Here is a 16,772-nt window from a genome sequence, read left to right as displayed (position 1 = left end):
GTATCGAGAAAAATGAACCTCGCGCTTTGGAGCAAAGAGTTCTTCTTCGAACTCTTTGCTTATATGCGATAACCCTGGGGTCGGGGGTGGGGGGCTTCGAGTGCGCGGAACGCCCCGGCGCGCGTCGTCTCCATCCCGCCTCGCCGTGTTTCCGGCCGGTCGCTTCAGGTTCCCCAGCCTCCAGAGCATTCTCCGCAAAAGCGGTTCCCACTTTTGCGGAAGAGAATGCGAGAACTCAGTAATGCCAGCGGCCCCAGACGCTGACGCGTGGGGCCGTTGACTCTCGCGGATTTTCTCATCCGAAATCAGAGATTTCGCGAAAATCCGCGACCGGAACCAACGGTCCGCTTTCGCGGCCGTTGGTATTATTTCCCGCCCGGCGTCCCGCCGTTGCGGCTCTTCCAGAAGCCGACGACCCGCTCGCAGGTGGCCGGGATCAGCCGCTGGAATTTCTCCTTCGCGGCGGCGATGTCCTTGGCGCTCAGCTCGGCGCCGCCGATGCGTGCGCGCAGCGCCGCCTGCACCGTCGGCCAGCCGAGATGGGCGGCCTTGGCGACGATCAGCAGCAGGTCCAGCCCGTTCGATTGCGCGAAGCGCAGCACCACGTCGTCGGGCACGTTGCACAGCTCGGCGATCGCCGCCAGCACGTGGTCGTGGCGCCCCTCATTGACGAACTGCGTGACCACCGATTCATCGAGCTTGCCGGCCACCAAGAGCTGGTGAACCTCGCCGCGCACCGCCTGGAAGGCGCGGGTGCGGCTTTCGATCTCCTCGGCCGCGCGATGGGCGATCTCGTCGACGGCGGCGCGCACGTCGTCGCTGCCGGCGTCGATGTCGCGGGCGGCGACGGCGGCGGCCTGCGCCAGCAGCTTCTCGAAGGCGGCGGGCGGCAGATCCTGGCGCGCCCGCAAGGTGGTTGCCAGCACCGCGTCGGTGCGCGCGTGCTCCAGCAAAGCGGCATAGCCGCGGCCGGAGAAGCGCGCCCCCTCATTGGCGGCGACGACGCGGACGACGCGGCTGCTGCCGCGGTCGACCAGCGTGTCGGTGACCGCCTCCGACAGGGTGGCGCGGGCGGCGATCGCCATCATGTGGTCCTCGCCGCGCTCGCGGGCGACGCGCACGAGGTCGGCATCGTCGAGCGCCTCGGACAGCACCAGCACCGGGCGGGCGACCGCTATGTCGTGGTCCATCGCCAGGTTCGCCACCACCACGTGCGGCGCGTTGGGAATCGGCGCGAGGCGCTCGGACAGCCTTCGGCGCGCGGCGGTGGCCAGATCGTTGGCCAGCCGCGACAGCAGCGTGCCGAACACGTCGACATGGCCGGTGTCGAGCTTGTCGGAGGACGACACGAACAGATCGGTGACCGACATCGCCACCCGTTCGAGGTCCGACATGGTCGCCTCGGCGACGTCGTCGATCACCGCGTGGGCGAACACGCTGCCGCGCCGGCCCTGCGGCGGCGTGAGCGTCACCACCTCGGCCTTGGAGCCGATCTGGGCCAGGCTGCGGTTCAGCGTCGTGGCGAGGTCGCGCATGTGGCGGCCGTTGCGGTCGAACTGGTCGCGCAGCGAGGAGATGAAGCCGTGCGCCGACTTCGCCTTGCGCACGCTGCGCTCGGCGACCTCGCGCGAGCGGTCGAGCCCGCCGGCGACCTGGCGCACCTGCTCGGTGACCTGGGTGAGGGAGGGCGAGATCTCGTCGGTGGTCTGGCGCGCGCGCTCCAGCAGCAGGTTCACCTTCTCGGCCCAGCCCTGCGCCTGCACCGGCATGGTGGCGTCGCCGGCGATGTCGCGCGCGACCGTGCCGGTGAGCGAGGCGAACGCGCCGATGATGCGGACGATCTGCTCGAAATGATGCTCCAGGTCGGCGCGGGCGAGCTCGGAAGCGGCGACCTCGTCCAGCACGTTGGAGATGCTGGTCGACAGCACCATCATGTATTCGAGCGTTTCGAGACAGACTCCGAGCGCGCCCGACGCCTTGCCGAGGTCGTCGGCATTGCGGGCGGCCATGGTTGCCGCAATATCGATCGATGCCGAGAGATGCGCCATGCCGGCGCAATTTCCCTCGGCCCCATCGTCCTCGGGCGGTTCGGCGCGTGCCGCCTCGCAGACCGGCATGGTAAATCCCGCAATAATCACTGTCCCGAATTCGGCGCCGATCATCGGGGCAGTCGGCTTTCAAACCGACAAAACTTGCCGTAACGGGCAACAAAAACCCCCTTTATGGTAACCGGACGGTAAAAGGGGCTCCTCGCGGCCGGCCGGTGGCCGTAAAATCGGTCTTGGCCGTTGCGCCGCCCGGCGCCAGGGTCTAGTTCTCGTCCACGCCAACAATTCGGGATGCAGACCGTGTTCCCGTCCCAAACCATTCCGCGCATCGTTCCCCTCATTCTTGCCGGCGGTTCCGGAACGCGGCTGTGGCCGGTGTCGCGCGATGGCATGCCAAAGCAGTTCCTGCCGCTGGTGGGCGACCGCTCGACCTTCCAGCAGGCGCTGGCGCGGGTGTCCGATCCGGAGCTGTTCGAGCCGCCGATCGTGATGACCCACGAGGCGTTCCGCTTCTTCGTGCGCGAGCAGGCCGAGCAGATGGGGCTCAAGGCCACCATCGTGCTGGAGCCCGAGCGGCGCGACACCGCGCCGGCGGTGGCCGCCGGCATGCTCATCGCCGAGCGGCGCGATCCCAACGCGCTGGTGATGATGGTGGCGGCCGACCACGTCATCCCCGACCAGGACATCGAGACCTTCAAGGGCGCCGTGCGCTCGGCGCGCGAGGCGGCGATCGAGGGCCACATCGTCACCTTCGGCATCAAGCCGAGCGAGCCCAAGACAACCTACGGCTATATCCGCTGCGGCGAGCCGCTGAACGAGCCGGGGGCGTTCAAGGCCACAGCCTTCATCGAGAAGCCGGATGCGGCGAGCGCCGCCCGCTACATCGGCGAAGGCTATCTGTGGAACTGCGGCAACCTGGTGTTCCGCACCGACGTGATGCGCGGCGAACTGCTGCACCTGGCGCCCAAGCTGCTGGCGGCCGCCGAGGATTCGGTGACCAGCGCCCAGGACGATCTCGGCTTCCTGCGGCTCGGCCAGGAGGCGTTCGCGGAGGCGCCCCGCATCTCGATCTCGTACGCGGTGCTGGAGCGCACCAAGACCGCCGTGGTGGTGGAAGGCAATTTCCGCTGGGCCGACATCGGCTCGTGGGACTCGATCCTCGCCGCCTCGGCCCGCGACAAGGACGGCAACGCCGTCTCGGGCGACGTGGCCCTGCTCGATTCGCGCAACTGCGTGGTCCACGCCACCGGCCGCCTGACGGCGCTGATCGGCGTCAAGGACATCGTGGTCGCCTCCACCCCCGACGCCGTGCTGGTCGCCGACATCCACCACGCCGACGGCGTGCGCACGCTCGTCACCCGGCTTGCCGATGCCGGCCGGGTGGAGGCCCGCCAGCACCGCCGCCTCTACAAGCCGTGGGGCATCCTCGACCTGCTCGACCAGGGCGAGCGCTTCCAGGTGCGCCGCATCGTGCTGCGGCCCGGCGCCGCCTTGTCGATGCAGATGCACCTGCACCGCGCCGAGCACTGGGTGGTGGTCAGCGGCGTCGCCAGGATCACCATCGACGGCCGCGACAGCGTGCTGCACGAGAACCAGTCGGCCTTCATTCCGGCCGGCACCGTGCACCAGCTCGCCAATCCCGGACGCATCCCGCTCGAAGTCATCGAGGTGCAGACCGGCAGCTATCTCGGCGAGGACGACGTCACCCGGTACGACGCCGCCGAGGGGTGACGTGGCTTCTGGGTGATCAGCTCGGAAGCGAGCCGAGGGGCGCCCCTTCCCTCTCCCCTTGCGGGAGAGGGTGCCGAGCGATCGAATGATCGCGAGGCGGGTGAGGGGTGAATCTTCAGGCGAGTGCCCGCATTTACCCCTCACCCGGCTCGACCTCGCGTTGCTCGGCCTCGCCACCCTCTCCCGCAAGGGGAGAGGGGAAGAAAGAGCCGAGCCAATCTACCGGAAGCCGTATGATCTCCCGGAGACCGTATGACCGCCCGGCCGGTCACGGCAGGTCGTCGATGCGCACGCTGACGCTGTCGGCGCCGCCGCCGGCATCCACCACCGAGATGCGCGCCATGCCGGGGCTGGCGAGCCAGGACGTCTCGCGCCGCAGCTTCGCCAACGCCACCGGCACGCCATTGACGAACCACGAATAGGGCGCCCGGCCGCCGGCCACCTTCAGCGCCAGCTCGGCCGGCTCGTCGTCACCGGGATCGACCCGCATCGCCAGCCGCGCGCCATCCAGCGGGAAGGCGATGCGCAGCGGCCGCACCGCGCTGCCCGACGCTGGCACGTCCTTGCGCAACTGACGAAGGGGCGGCGGCAGCTTGGCCGTTGTGGCGACCAGCACGCCGGCCGGCGCGGGCACCGGCTCGATCTCGATGCCGAGCCGGGAAAAGGCATCGAACAGGATCGGCGCCGCCGCCAGCCGCCCGACCAGCCCGGGCACGGCCGCGCCATCCGGCCGGCCGACCCACACCGCGACCGTGACGTTGCGGTCGAAGCCGATCGCCCAGGCGTCGCGGAAGCCGTAGGAGGTGCCGGTCTTGAAGGCGATGCGCCCGCCAGCCGCGTTGGCCGGCGGCGGCGCGCCGCGCAGGATGTCGGCGACGTACCAGGCGGCGACAGGCTCGACCAAGCGGGCGTGGTGCTGGGGAGCCGGCTCCCCCACCCGCCAGACAAGTTCGGGCACGTCGCCGCCGCGGGCGAGGCCGGCATAGAGCCGGGCGAGGTCGGTGAGCCGGGTGCCAAGCCCACCAAGCGCGATGGCGAGGCCGGGCGGCGCGTCGCGCGGCACAACGAGATCGACCCCGGCGCCGCGCACCCGCGCCAGCAGGTTGGCCGGTCCCAACTCGGCGAGAATGTCGACGGCCGGGACGTTGAGCGACAATTGCAGGGCGCGGCGCGCCGTCACCATGCCCTGATAGGTGAGGTCGAAATTCTCGGGCGCATAGAGGCCGTAGCGCGAGGGCCGGTCGTCCACCACCGTCTCGGGGTGGGCGAGCCCGCTCTCGAACGCCAGCGCATAGATGAACGGCTTGAGCGCCGAGCCGGGCGAGCGCAGCGCCTGGGCGGCATCGACGGCGCCGGCCCGCTCGGCCGCCAGATAGCCGGCCGAGCCGACATGGGCGCGCACCTCGCCGGTGGCATTGTCGAGCACGACGATCGCCGAAGACAGGTTGGGGCCGAGCCGCGCCACCCGGTCGGCGGCGAGCCGCTCCAGGCTCGCCTGCCACGTGGCGTCGATGGCGAGACGGTGGACGCGCTCAAGCGGACGCGCGGCCACGGCCGCGTCGGCGGCGTGGGCAGCCAGCATCGGCACTGGCCGGCGCGCCGCCGGCACCGGCTCATGTCGCGCGATTGCCGCGTCAGATGCCGGGATCAGGTCGCGTTCGGCGGCGCGCTCCAGCACGCGGTCGCGGGCCTTCAGCGCCGCCTGCGGCGCACGGTCGGGCCGGCGCGCCTCGGGCGCCTGCGGCAGCGCCACCAGCAGCGCCGCCTCGGCGATCGACAGGCGCTTCGGCTCGCGGCCGAAATAGCTCAGCGACGCGGCGCGCACGCCCTCCAGATTGCCGCCATAGGGGGCAAGGCGCAGATAGAGCGTCAGGATCTCGGCCTTGGAGAAGCGCCGCTCAAGCTGCACCGCCCGCACCATCTGGCGCAGCTTGGCCGACAGCGTGCGCGCGCCGCGCGGCTCCAAGAGGCGCGCCACCTGCATGGTCAGCGTCGAGCCACCGGAGACGACGCGGCCCTGGCGGGCCATCTGGATCGCGGCACGGCCGAGCGCCAGCGGATCGATGCCTTGATGCTGGAAAAACCGCCGGTCCTCCAGGCCGATCAGCAGATCGAGAAAGCGCGGATCGACGTCCTCGGGCGCGACCGGCAGGCGCCAGCGGCCGGCGTCGGTGAGGTAGGGGCGCAGCAGCCGGCCGTTGCGGTCGAGCACCACCGAAGAGCGGCCCTCAGCGACCGAAAGATCGAGCGGGCCGAGCGCGTGGACGTAGAGCGCCAGCGCGGCGGCGAGCGCCAGAATGACGCCGGCAAGGCTCGCAGCAAGCGCGGCGAGCCGGCGGTGCCTTGAGACCCAGGTCGAGACGCGAGACCGCAACGTCATCATCGCAACCGCTTATCACCCTGTCGTCCCGGGCAAGCGGCAAAGCCGCGCGACCCGGGACCGCGTGCAGAAAGGGGGCTCGTCTCGAAACGGTCCCGGGTCTCCGCACAGCGAAGCCCGGGACGACGAGTCTCCTCTCACCGTGCCCGACCCCTCTCACCGGGCCGGCAGCACTTCGAGCGTGCCGAAGCCGCTGCGGCCGAAATGCTCGGGCCGGTACATGTCCTCCACCACCGCCGCCGGATGCACGTAGCGGCCGGGCGAGACCGCGCGCGCCACATAGGCCACCGAATAGGTCGCGGCCTTGCCGGAGCGCTCGAACGCCGCGACAAAGCGGTCGTCGCGATACTCGGTGTGGACCGGCTCGATGTCGCGCTTGAGCCAGTCCAGCCCCTCGACGTCGCTGCCCTCCACCAGCGACGGGCTGTCGATCTCCAGCCCCGCCGGCAGGCGGTCGACCAGCAGCACGCGGGCGAAGCCCTCCTGGTGCTCGGCGACCGTCAGCACCACCACCACGCGCTCGTTCTGGCGCAACTCGCGCAGCTCAAGCCTGGTGCCGTCGAGCGCGTAATAGGCGCGATCCACCGTGTAGCCCTCGCTCACCGCCGGCTCCGGCGTCTGCGGATTGCCGTTGACGCCGACCACCAGCCGGATCGTCTCCTTGCCGGTGTTGGTGACCGGGATCGAGCGGCCCTGCAGCACCGCCATCGGCATCGCCCGGTAGAAGGCGCCCGTCTTCGCCTCGCCGGCCACGCTGAGCTCGACGCTCTCGAACGCCTTGGCGGCGGCGTTGGCGGCCAGCACCAGCCAGGCGTTCTCCTGCGTCGTGGTGGTGCGGGTGGCGTCGCGGGCCGTCTCGATCACGCTGCCGGCCTCGCGCATCAGGTCGCCCTCCGGGATGCCGCTCTCCAGCGCCAGCGCCAACAGGCCCGCGCCGTCGCGCAGCCGCGAGCCGTAATCGGCGCGCGCGGCCGCGCCATCGGTCTCTGCCGCCAGCCGCACGAGCGCCGAGCCGAACGCACGCTGGGCGCGGGCGCGGTCGCCGAGCAGGCCGAGGCCGGCGGCGATCTGGGCGCGCGCCAGCGGACTGTCGAACGCGCCGATCTTCGTATCGGCGAGGTAGCGCAGGTCGCCCATCACCGGCCGGCCGTTGCGGGCCAGCACATAGACCGCGTAGGCGAGGCCGGCGGCGCTCTCCGGCTTCACCTCGGTCTGGTTGACGACGAAGTTGCGCAGCCGGTCGAGCGCGAGGTCGAACGCGGTCTTGGGCACATTGAAGCCGCGCTCGCGGGCGCGGGTGAGGAAGTCGGTGATGAAGGCATCGAGCCACACATCGTTGCCGCCGACCGACCACAGCCCGAAGGTGCCCGAGGAATCCTGCCGCGCCAGCACGCGCTCGATCGCCTCGCGGATGCGGGCGTCCGAATCGCCGTCGAGCGCCAGCGCCTCGGTCTTCTCCAGCTTGCTGACATAGAGCAGCGGCAGCGCGCGGCTGACGATCTGCTCGGAGCAGCCATAGGGATAGCGGTCGAGCGCCTTGAGCAGCGCCGGCACGTCGAGGGCGGCGAGCGGCAGAGCTGCGACCGACACCACGCCGGTGCCGGGCACGAGGTCGGCGCCGAGATCGGCGGTGACCTCCAGCGTCTGGCCGGGCTCCAGCGGCAGCACGCGCCGGCGCACCACCGCCAGCGTGCCCGGCTGCACCGGCAGCGCGTAGCTCTGGGCGATGTCGAGATCGGGACCGGCGATGCGCACGTCGATGGTGGCGACGCCCGGCGCGGTGGCGGTGACGGGCACGGTGACCTCGCGCTTGGCGCGGGCCTCTATGCGCAGTTGCCGGCGGACCGGATCGGCCTTGACCGGGCCGCCGGCCTCCACCGCCACGGTGTAGCTGCCGGCCGCGCCCTCGACATTGTCGAGGGCGAGATGCAGCCAGGATGTATCGCCGATGGCGAGGAAGCGCGGCAGCGTGGCGGTGACCACCACCGGATCGCGCACGATGACGTCGGCCGACGCCTGGCCGACCTTGCCGGCGCTCCAGGCGACCGCCATCACCCGCACCGTGCCGTTGAAGGCCGGGATGTCGAAATCGACCTGGGCGGTGCCGTCCGGCCCGACCTTGACCACGCCGGAATAGCGCGCCAGCGGCGCCTGGGCCGGCGGGCTGCCCTCAAGCGCGGCCGGTGGCATGTCGCCGCCTGAGCGGATCGCACCCTTCGCCGCCTGCATGCCGTCGATCAGGAAGCCGTAGAGATCGCGGAACTCGGCCGCGAGCTTGCGCTGCCCGAGGAAATGGCCGACCGCGCTCGGGCTCTCATAGCGGGTGAGGTTGAGGATGCCGACATCGACGGCGGCGAGCGTGACGAACGCCTCCTCGCCGGGGGCGAGATTGCCGATCGTGACCGGCACCGACAGCGCCTGCCGCGGCCGCATCGCCGCCGGCACGGCGAGCGACACCGGCAAGGTGCGCGCCTCGCGGTCGATCGAGAACCAGGCAAGCCCGAGCGCGCGGCCGGGCATCAGCTTGGCGGCCGAATCCATCGGCCGGTGGGCCAGCGCCACCACATAGGCGCCGGCACCCCAATCCGCCTTGACCGGAACGGTGACGGCGGCGCCGGCGCGCTCGACGGTGATGACGCGCAAGTCCGACACCGCGTCGCCGACCACCGCCAGGGTGGCGGTGCCGGCAAAGCGCGGATCGAGCTTCACCGTCATGGTCTCGCCGGCGCGATAGCTTGCCTTGTCCAGCGTCACCGGCAGCAGGTCGGGCGTGTCGGCGGTGGCGTCGCCGCCCCAGCCGACATTGAACAGCAGGCTGGTCTGCGCCGGGTCGCTGCCGTCAATCTTGACGTCGAGCCGGTAGCGCCCGAAGCCGCCGACCGGCGCGGAGATGCGCGCGGGCTCTTCCGCCGAAATGTCGAACGTCCCATCGGCGATGCGGCGCGTCTGCTTCACCGCCTCGTATTCGAAGCGGCCGTCCTGGCGGAACCATTGATAGCGCGTATCGATGCGCGACAGCGTCCAGCTTGCGCGCGGACGGGCGATGCGGGTGCCGTCGGCGGCTGCGGCAATCACGTCGAAGGTCGCGGCCGCGCCCTCGCCGAGGCTGCCCTCGCCGAACAGCGGCTTGACGCCGAGCATCGCGCCGGCCGGGCGCACCGGCAGCGTGACGCTGCGCGCCACCGCCCGGCCGCCGGGCTCGGCGACCGACAGCGTGATCTTGGCCTGCAGCGGCCGGCGGGCCTCGGTCTCCGGCAGTTCGGCGATGACGCTGGCGCGGCCGCGGGCATCGGTCACCGCGTCGATCTCAAGATCGCCGCGCACGGTGTCGAACGCCTGATCCTCCAGCCCGACGGCGTAGCCCTCGAACCCCGGCAGCACGCCGCGCGGCGCGGCCTCCAGCACCACTTCGCCGGTGACGGGAAGGCCGGTGGCGAAGGCGCCGTAGAGATACTTCGCGGCGACGCCGATCTCGGCCGGCTCGCCGCGCCTGAGCGCGGCCTGGGCCGGCTCCAGCGTCAGCTCCAGCCGCTCGGGCAGATAGTCCTCGACCAGGAACGTGGTCTCGCCGATCGCCGGCCCCTTGGGATCGGCGAAGGCCGAGATGCGCCACGTGCCGTAGGGCACGCCCGCGACCAGCGGCACCGACAGCGACCGGCCGCCGAGGCCCTGATCCTCGACGCTGACGCGGCGATATTCGACGCCGTCGGGCCGCTCCACCACCAGGGTCAGCGGCACGCCATTGGCCGCCGCCCCCTTGGCGTCGCGCACCAGCGCGGTGGCATGCACCGTCTCGCCGGAGCGGTAGACGCCGCGCTCGGCATAGACGAAGGCATCGAGCGGCCCCGGCGCGTCGCGGCCCTTGACGCCGCGGTCGGTGAGGTCGAGCGGGTTCTGCGCCAGATCGAGGAAGGCGTAGTCGCCCTTCGCATCGGTGGCGACGGCGAGGCCGGGGGCGAGCCCGCCCTTGCCCTTGGCGAACCCGGCGGCGAAGCTGGCGATGCCGCGCTGGTCGGTGGCAGCGCTCGCCAGAACCTCGTTGTTGCGGGCGACGAGCTTGACCTCGACGCCAGCCAGGGGCTGGGCGCCGGCCAGCGAGCGCACCAGCACCTCGACGCCGCCCGAGCCGCTGATCGCCGACAGGCCGAGATCGGAGACCACGAACCACTGCGTGGCCAGCGTCTCGTAATCCTCCTCCTCGCCCTTGGCGGAGCGGCCGTCGTCGGCCCTGGCGGTCATCACATAGACGCCGGCCTCCAGCGTGCCGACCGCCTCCAGCACCGGAAAGGCGGTGGTGACGTCGCGGTTGAGCTCGTTCGGCAGATCGAGCGTGCCCGACCACACCTTGAGGCCCTGCTCGTCCTGGATGCGCGTCAGCTCATAGGGTTCGAGCTGGGTGAGGAAGCCGCCGCCGTGCAGCGTCGAGATCAGGTTGCGGTCGCCGATGCGGCTGATGGTGATGCGGGCGCGCGGCGCATTGACCGAGACCAGCGGAATGCCGGTCTGGCCGGTGCGCGGCAGGATGTAGCTCTTGCCGGTGAAGCGCACCTGGGGGGCGCGGTCGCGGACATAGATCTCGTAGTCGGCGGCCTTGGGCAGGGCCTCGCCGACGGTCGAGGGCAGGCCCTGGCGCAGCACGATGGCGTAGCGCTCGCCGTGGGCGAGGCCGTCGACGCACAGCTCCTTGCCCGAGACGGAGACCGCCGGGTTCGGCTGGCCGCTGACCGTGACGAAGCTCGCGAGATCGCGCGAGGCCAGCGCCTCGGAGAACTGGAAGCACACCTGGGCTGCTGCGGCATCGGCCGCCACCGTGTAGTCGACGATGCGGAAGCCGTGCTCGGCGCGCAGCGCCTCATAGGCCGAGCGGGTGTCTGTGGTCTCCACCAGCTTGAGGCTGGCGAGATAGGCGTCCATCGCCGGCCGCCACATCTGCCGCTTGGTCAGCGCATCGCCCAGAAGCGTCAGCGCCACCGCCTCGTCGTTGCGCGCGGTGGCGCGGCGATAGGCGGCATAGGCGGCGATCGCTGCGTTCTCCAGAAGCTGGTAGCGCTCGCGGCCGTCCCTGGGATCGATGGCGAGGAAAGCCCGCGTCGCCGCCAGCCACGCGCCGGCATCCTTGGGCTCGGCAGCGATCGCCGCGCTCGCGTCGAGCAGCGCGGCGCGGGCATCGGCAACGAGCCGCGACTCGGCGGCGCGCCGCAATTGCTGCACGCTGCGCCCGGCGATCTGCGAGGCGCCCTCGCGCCTGAGCTGATCCTCCAGCCGCAGCGAGGCCGCGGCCAGATCCTGGCGCACCAGCTCCTTGGGCATGGCCGGCTGCACCGGGCCGGACTGCACGGGGGCGGGCTGCACAGGTTTGGGCACCGGCAGCGGCGGCGTCTGGGCAATGGCGACAACGGGCAGGATCAGCAGCAGCGCGGCCAGGGCGGCGCGGACGACAGGGCGCATGCGAACCTCCGGGAAAATTTCGCCGCAACGATACCCGTATTTGACGCCGAATGGTCGCGACAGGTTCGGTCAGAGGATACACGTATACCGCTCGACCGAAACCCCGTCGACATTGCGGCATCCCGTGAGCGGACGCTACGATGGCCGGCCACTTTTCCCGCCCCACGGACATCGCGCCGCGACGGACATCGCTGGAGTTCAAGGATCAAAGCATGCAGCAGATTGGGACGGATCGCGTTCCGGCATCGGCCGGCACGCTCGAGCATGTTGTGCTGCTCGACGCCGCCGACCAGCCGTCCGGCACCGCCGAGAAGCTCGACGCCCATCGCAAGGGCCTCAAGCATCTCGCCATTTCGGTGATCGTGCGCGACCGCGACGGGCGCTGGCTGCTGCAGCGGCGCGCCGCCGGCAAGTATCATTCGGGCGGGCTGTGGACCAACACCTGCTGCAGCCATCCGCGGCCCGGCGAGACCGTCCCCGCCGCCGCCAGCCGCCGGCTGGTCGAGGAGATGGGCATCGCCTGCGCGCTGGAGCCGGCGTTCGTGACCACCTACCGCGCCGCGGTCGACCCCGATTTGATCGAGCACGAGGTGGTGCACGTGTTCATCGGCACCTATGACGGCGCGATCTCGCCCGATCCCGACGAGGTGGAGTCCTGGCGCTGGGTTTCGGTCGAGGATCTGGTGGCCGACATCGCCGCCCACCCCGACGCCTACACCGTGTGGTTCCGCCACTATGTCGCCGACTTCCTCGACCACATGACGAGCTGACCGGGCGGATGGACCACGTCGAGGCGATCGTCGTCGGTGCCGGCGTGGTCGGGCTCGCGGCGGCGCGCGCGCTGGCCCTGGCCGGGCGCGAGGTGGTGCTGGTCGAGGCCGAAGGCGCGATCGGCACCGGCGCGTCCTCGCGCAATTCCGAGGTGATCCACGCCGGCATTTATTATCCGCCGGGCAGCCTGAAGGCGCGCCATTGCGTGGCCGGCGCCCGCGCGCTCTACGCCTATTGCGCCAGCCACGGCGTCAACCACCGCCGCATCGGCAAGCTGATCGTCGCCACCAGCGACGCGCAGGTGGCGAAGCTCGAAGCCCTCAAGGCGCAGGCGGAGGCCAATGGCGCGGGCGACCTCGCCTGGCTCGACGAGGGCGAAGCGCGCGCGCTGGAGCCGGAGGTCGCCTGCGTGCGGGCGCTGTGGTCGCCGTCCACCGGCATTCTCGACAGCCACGGCTACATGCTGGCGCTGCGCGGCGACATCGAGGCCGCGGGCGGCATGCTGGCGCTGGCCACCCCGCTTGCCGCCGCCGAGGCGACCGGCCGTGGTTTCATCGTCGAGACCGGCGGCGCCGAGCCGATGCGGCTCGCCTGCGACGTGCTGGTCAATGCCGCGGGCCTCGCGGCACCCGACCTCGCCCGGCGCATAGCGGGCTATCCCGAAGGGCGGGCGCCGCAGGCGCGGCTCTGCAAGGGCAATTATTTTGCGCTGGCCGGCGGCCGGCCGCCGTTCCGCCACCTCGTCTATCCGATCCCCGAGCAGGCCGGGCTCGGCATCCACGCCACCATCGATCTTGGCGGGCAGGTGCGCTTCGGCCCCGACGTCGAGTGGACCGACGCGCTCGACTACACGCCCGACGCCAGCCGCGCCGCGGCGTTCGCCGCCGCCATCCGCAGCTATTGGCCGGGCCTGCCGGAGGGCGCGCTGGTGCCGGCCTATGCCGGCATCCGGCCCAAGATCACCGGCCCCGGCGAGCCGGCGGCCGATTTCGTGGTGGAGGGGCCGGCCGACCACGGCGTGCCGGGACTGGTCAATCTGTTCGGCATCGAGTCGCCGGGGCTCACCGCCTCGCTATCGCTCGCTCTGCAGGTGCGCGATCTCGTCGACGCCAACCGCTGACGGCCGGCCGCCGGTGTGGGCCACGCCGCCGCAGGCGGGCCTTGCCGCTGCGGCCAGGGCATCGAAATGCTGCTGCGCCGCCTCGATCTGGAGCGCGTTCTGGCGCGCCCAGTCGCGGATCGCCAACACCGGAATCAGCAGCGAGCGGCCAAGCTCGGTCAGCGCATATTCCACCTGCGGCGGCACGGTGGCGTAGACCGTGCGGGTCACCAGCCCGTCGCGCTCCAGGCTGCGCAGGGTCAGCGTCAGCATGCGCTGCGAGATGCCGCCGATCTCCCGGCGCAGCGCGTTGAAACGCATCGGCCCGCGCCCGAGGAACGTCACCACCAGCACCGTCCATTTGTCGCCGATGCGCGACAGCACCGGCGCCACCCGCGCGCACTCGGCGGTGACGTGATTGGCGGGCGTGCCGCCGTTGGGTATGCCGTTGGCAAAAGCCTGGGTTGCAGGCACATGGCTGTGACCGGGTTTCATCGATGTGCCTCCTTGCGCCGGCCCTGGGCCGGTCACATAGTCATCGCTGGTTACAATAGTATACCAACCCACCGGTCACTAGAGCGTGATCCGATCTGACCGCATCAAATTGGGCGCTCTAAGTTTCTGGTTTGTCGCATTTTCTTCCGCACAACCGGTATCCACTTGTGCGGAAAATGCTCCAGGAGTGGAACGATGGCCCCTCGCCTGCACATCATCACCACCTCGACCCGCCCCGGCCGCATCGGCCCGTCGATCGCCGCATGGTTCCACGACGCCGCCAAGGCCCATGGCGGGTTCGAGGCGGTACCGGTCGATCTCGCCAGCTTCAACCTGCCGATCTATGACGAGCCGCAGCATCCCTCGACGCAGATCTACGAAAAGGCCCACACCAAGGCCTGGGCGGCCAGCGTTGCGGCGGCGGATGCCTATGTGTTCATCCTCCCCGAATACAATTTCTCGCCGCCGCCGTCGCTGATCAATGCGCTCGATTTCGTCTACAAGGAGTGGAACTACAAGCCGGCGGGCTTCGTGTCCTATGGCGGCATTTCCGGCGGCCTGCGCAGCGTGCAGATCGCCAAGCTGCACCTGACGACGCTGAAGATGGTGCCGCTGGTCGAGGCGGTGGTGGTGCCGCTGGTCGGACAGCAGATCGACGCCAACAAGGTGTTCACCCCGAACGACATCCAGAAGGACGCCGCCAAGGGACTGCTCGACGAGCTTCTGCGCTGGACGAACGCGCTGAAGCCGCTGCGCGCGGCGAAATAAAACTGTCACAAAACTGGACTGGACATGCCGCGCCACCCGGCGCGGCATTTTTTTACCGCTTCCGGGCACTGGTAGTAAGCAGTCGTAACGGCCCATTTACACCTTACTTGCAGTATTCTCCCGGTATTCTCGGGGGCAAGGAATTCGTCAGTGACAGGTTCAACTGTTCAACTACGGGAAGAATTTACTGCGGATGCGAACATCGCTGTCGAGAGCATCGCAGACCTGCTCGGCAGCGTGGCCGATGGCGGAAATTCCGTCGCTGCAGCCTGGCGTGACCTGAAAAACACGATCGGCGGCGAGCTTGGCGACTTCTATGAACGGTTGCGCCATCTTCCCGGCTCTCCGCCACTTGTCGGCGACGACACCGCGGTGCCGCAACTGGTCGCCGCCCAGATGGCCCATCTGGAGGCGCTGTTCACCGGCACGGCGCCGGCCGCGGCCCATTCCGCCGCCGACGCACAGGCGGCGCTGCCGCCCGTCTGCCATCTCGCCGCCCAGGGCTGGCTGCTGATGCGGCTGGTGCCGCACCTCACCCGTCGGCACCGGCTGAACCGCCGCGCGCTCGACCGGGTGCTGACCGCGCTGATCGCCCGCCTGTTCGAGGACATCATCCGCGCCAGCGCCGCCGGTCAGGCGCAGATGCTGGCGCAAGGCGCGCGCGCGATCCGGAGCGAGAACAATCTCGCCAGCCTGCGCTCGCTCGCCGGCACCGTCAGCGACGTCAACAATGTCGCCTTCGACCTCGCCCATCTGTCGCGCAACACCCGCAACCTGTCGTCGGGCGCGCAGACCATCGCGTCGGCCGCGGCCGAGCTCGTCGCCTCGGTCGAGGACATCGCCCGCAACAGCGAGGGCGCGGCCAACGACGCCGCCGAGACCAACCGCAACGTTCTCGCTGGGCGCAGCGCGGTCGAGCAGGTGAACGGCGCGATCTCCAACATCGCCGCCGCCGTGGAGGAGACCGCCCGCTCGGTGGATGAACTGTCCGTCGCCTCCGAGCAGATCGGCCAGATCCTGACGGTGATCGAGAGCATCGCCGGCCAGACCAACCTGCTGGCGCTCAACGCCACCATCGAGGCGGCGCGGGCCGGCGAGGCCGGCCGCGGCTTCGCGGTGGTGGCGAGCGAGGTGAAGAGCCTCGCCACCCAGACCTCGAAATCGACCGAGGACATCACCCGCCGCATCGCCTCGCTGCGCGAGGGCATGGGCGTCATATTGTCGACGATGGAGCGCTCCAAGTCCGCCGTGGTCGAGGGCCAGACGGCGATCAGCGAAGCCGCCAGCACCATGACCGTGGTCGCCGACCAGGTCGGCAATGTCTCGGCGCGCATGCAGGGCATCTCCGACATCCTGCATCAGCAGAAGGGCGCCAGCGCCGAGATCGCCGCCTCGATCGACAAGGTGGCGGCCATTGCCGGCGACAATCACGACCTCCTGGTGTCGATGGCCGGCCATCTGCACAACTCCAATGCCCGCTTCTCGGAGAACGCCAAGGCGTGGTTCGTCGCCGGCTCGCACCGCTCGCTGGTCGAGATGGCGAAGATCGACCATGTGATGTTCAAGAAGCGCGTGATGGAGGTGCTGATGGGCCGCGACACCTGGCCGGTGGCCGAGGTGCCCGACCATCACACTTGCCGCCTCGGCAAATGGTACGACGCCATCACCGCGGCCGACATCAAGGCGCTGCCGGCCTATGGCAAGCTCGTGGCGCCGCACCAGCGCGTGCACGCCGCCGGCATCCGCGCCATTGCCGCCTATGGCGAGGGCGACATGGATGGCGCGCTCGCCGCGCTCAAGGATCTGAACGGCGCATCGAGCGAGGTGCTCGCCGTCCTCGACGAGATGTCGCAGACGCTCAATGGCCGGCTGGCCTATCTCGACGCCGCCACCCCGCGCACCCCGGCCGCAGGCGCGCCCCACAGCCACGGCGGCGCGTGCTGCGGCGGCAAGCCTTGACGCGCTATTCGGTTTCCGAGTGATTGGCTCGCCTTCTTCCTTCCCTCTCCCCTTGCAGGAGAGGGTGGCGAGG

10 protein-coding genes are annotated in these 16,772 nt (G+C 70.4%); 5 read left to right on the top strand and 5 right to left on the bottom strand.

Going from position 1 to position 16,772, the window contains the following annotated elements:
• Positions 1 to 365: 365 nt before the first annotated feature.
• Complete coding sequence (locus F1193_RS12080; protein WP_170263572.1) at positions 366 to 2,117, bottom strand: DUF2336 domain-containing protein; 1,752 nt, start codon at positions 2,115 to 2,117, stop codon at positions 366 to 368.
• A gap of 222 nt (positions 2,118 to 2,339) precedes the next feature.
• Here F1193_RS12080 and F1193_RS12075 point away from each other — a divergent pair, with 222 nt between their 5' ends.
• Complete coding sequence (locus F1193_RS12075; protein ID WP_150098068.1) at positions 2,340 to 3,779, top strand: mannose-1-phosphate guanylyltransferase/mannose-6-phosphate isomerase; 1,440 nt, start codon at positions 2,340 to 2,342, stop codon at positions 3,777 to 3,779.
• A 268-nt stretch (positions 3,780 to 4,047) separates the two neighbouring features.
• Here the strand turns inward: F1193_RS12075 and pbpC are convergent, their stop codons facing one another.
• Both pbpC and F1193_RS12065 read right to left on the bottom strand, forming a co-directional pair.
• The gene (pbpC, locus tag F1193_RS12070) at positions 4,048 to 6,159 is read right to left on the bottom strand and encodes a penicillin-binding protein 1C (protein ID WP_170263570.1); all 2,112 of its coding nucleotides are present in this window, start codon (positions 6,157 to 6,159) and stop codon (positions 4,048 to 4,050) included.
• Between the two features lie 156 nt (positions 6,160 to 6,315).
• Positions 6,316 to 11,607, bottom strand: a complete 5,292-nt coding sequence (locus F1193_RS12065) for an alpha-2-macroglobulin family protein (protein ID WP_150098066.1) — start codon at positions 11,605 to 11,607, stop codon at positions 6,316 to 6,318.
• 212 nt (positions 11,608 to 11,819) lie between these two features.
• Between F1193_RS12065 and idi the strand changes: the two genes are divergently transcribed.
• Entirely contained in the window at positions 11,820 to 12,377 is a 558-nt protein-coding gene (gene idi / locus F1193_RS12060; protein WP_150098065.1) for an isopentenyl-diphosphate Delta-isomerase, read from the top strand.
• Between the two features lie 8 nt (positions 12,378 to 12,385).
• Complete coding sequence (locus F1193_RS12055; RefSeq protein WP_150098064.1) at positions 12,386 to 13,498, top strand: NAD(P)/FAD-dependent oxidoreductase; 1,113 nt, start codon at positions 12,386 to 12,388, stop codon at positions 13,496 to 13,498.
• Here the strand turns inward: F1193_RS12055 and F1193_RS12050 are convergent.
• Positions 13,451 to 13,972 (bottom strand): winged helix-turn-helix transcriptional regulator, encoded by a 522-nt coding sequence (locus F1193_RS12050; RefSeq protein WP_150098063.1) that lies wholly within the window; start codon positions 13,970 to 13,972, stop codon positions 13,451 to 13,453. The two genes, F1193_RS12055 and F1193_RS12050, sit on opposite strands and share 48 nt — an antisense overlap.
• Positions 13,973 to 14,167: 195 nt before the next feature.
• On the opposite strand from F1193_RS12050, the gene F1193_RS12045 reads away from it, so the two are divergent.
• Positions 14,168 to 14,740: an NADPH-dependent FMN reductase gene (locus F1193_RS12045; RefSeq protein WP_150098062.1), complete on the top strand. Its 573-nt coding sequence runs from the start codon at positions 14,168 to 14,170 to the stop codon at positions 14,738 to 14,740.
• 171 nt (positions 14,741 to 14,911) lie between these two features.
• On the opposite strand, the gene F1193_RS17105 is transcribed toward F1193_RS12045, so the two are convergent.
• Entirely contained in the window at positions 14,912 to 15,073 is a 162-nt protein-coding gene (locus F1193_RS17105; protein WP_170263568.1) for a hypothetical protein, read from the bottom strand.
• Positions 15,074 to 15,112: 39 nt separating this feature from the next.
• On the opposite strand from F1193_RS17105, the gene F1193_RS12040 reads away from it, so the two are divergent.
• Positions 15,113 to 16,699: a methyl-accepting chemotaxis protein gene (locus F1193_RS12040; RefSeq protein ID WP_150098061.1), complete on the top strand. Its 1,587-nt coding sequence runs from the start codon at positions 15,113 to 15,115 to the stop codon at positions 16,697 to 16,699.
• The last annotated feature ends 73 nt before the right edge of the window (positions 16,700 to 16,772 follow it).

This window comes from Blastochloris sulfoviridis, assembly GCF_008630065.1.
GTDB classification, from domain to species: domain Bacteria; phylum Pseudomonadota; class Alphaproteobacteria; order Rhizobiales; family Xanthobacteraceae; genus Blastochloris; species Blastochloris sulfoviridis.
Note: the sequence above shows the minus strand (reverse complement) of the source record. Positions and strands in the feature narration are given on the sequence as shown.

What these genes read in the sequence shown, in the direction of transcription:
- F1193_RS12050 (WP_150098063.1), bottom strand. Translation starts at nt 13,972, where the DNA reads ATGAAACCCGGTCACAGCCATGTGCCTGCAACCCAGGCTTTTGCCAAC.
- F1193_RS17105 (WP_170263568.1), bottom strand. Translation starts at nt 15,073, where the DNA reads ATGGCGCAACCGTTCATAGAAGTCGCCAAGCTCGCCGCCGATCGTGTT.
- pbpC (WP_170263570.1), bottom strand. Translation starts at nt 6,159, where the DNA reads ATGACGTTGCGGTCTCGCGTCTCGACCTGGGTCTCAAGGCACCGCCGG.
- F1193_RS12055 (WP_150098064.1), top strand. Translation starts at nt 12,386, where the DNA reads ATGGACCACGTCGAGGCGATCGTCGTCGGTGCCGGCGTGGTCGGGCTC.
- F1193_RS12065 (WP_150098066.1), bottom strand. Translation starts at nt 11,607, where the DNA reads ATGCGCCCTGTCGTCCGCGCCGCCCTGGCCGCGCTGCTGCTGATCCTG.
- F1193_RS12075 (WP_150098068.1), top strand. Translation starts at nt 2,340, where the DNA reads ATGCAGACCGTGTTCCCGTCCCAAACCATTCCGCGCATCGTTCCCCTC.
- idi (WP_150098065.1), top strand. Translation starts at nt 11,820, where the DNA reads ATGCAGCAGATTGGGACGGATCGCGTTCCGGCATCGGCCGGCACGCTC.
- F1193_RS12045 (WP_150098062.1), top strand. Translation starts at nt 14,168, where the DNA reads ATGGCCCCTCGCCTGCACATCATCACCACCTCGACCCGCCCCGGCCGC.
- F1193_RS12080 (WP_170263572.1), bottom strand. Translation starts at nt 2,117, where the DNA reads ATGCCGGTCTGCGAGGCGGCACGCGCCGAACCGCCCGAGGACGATGGG.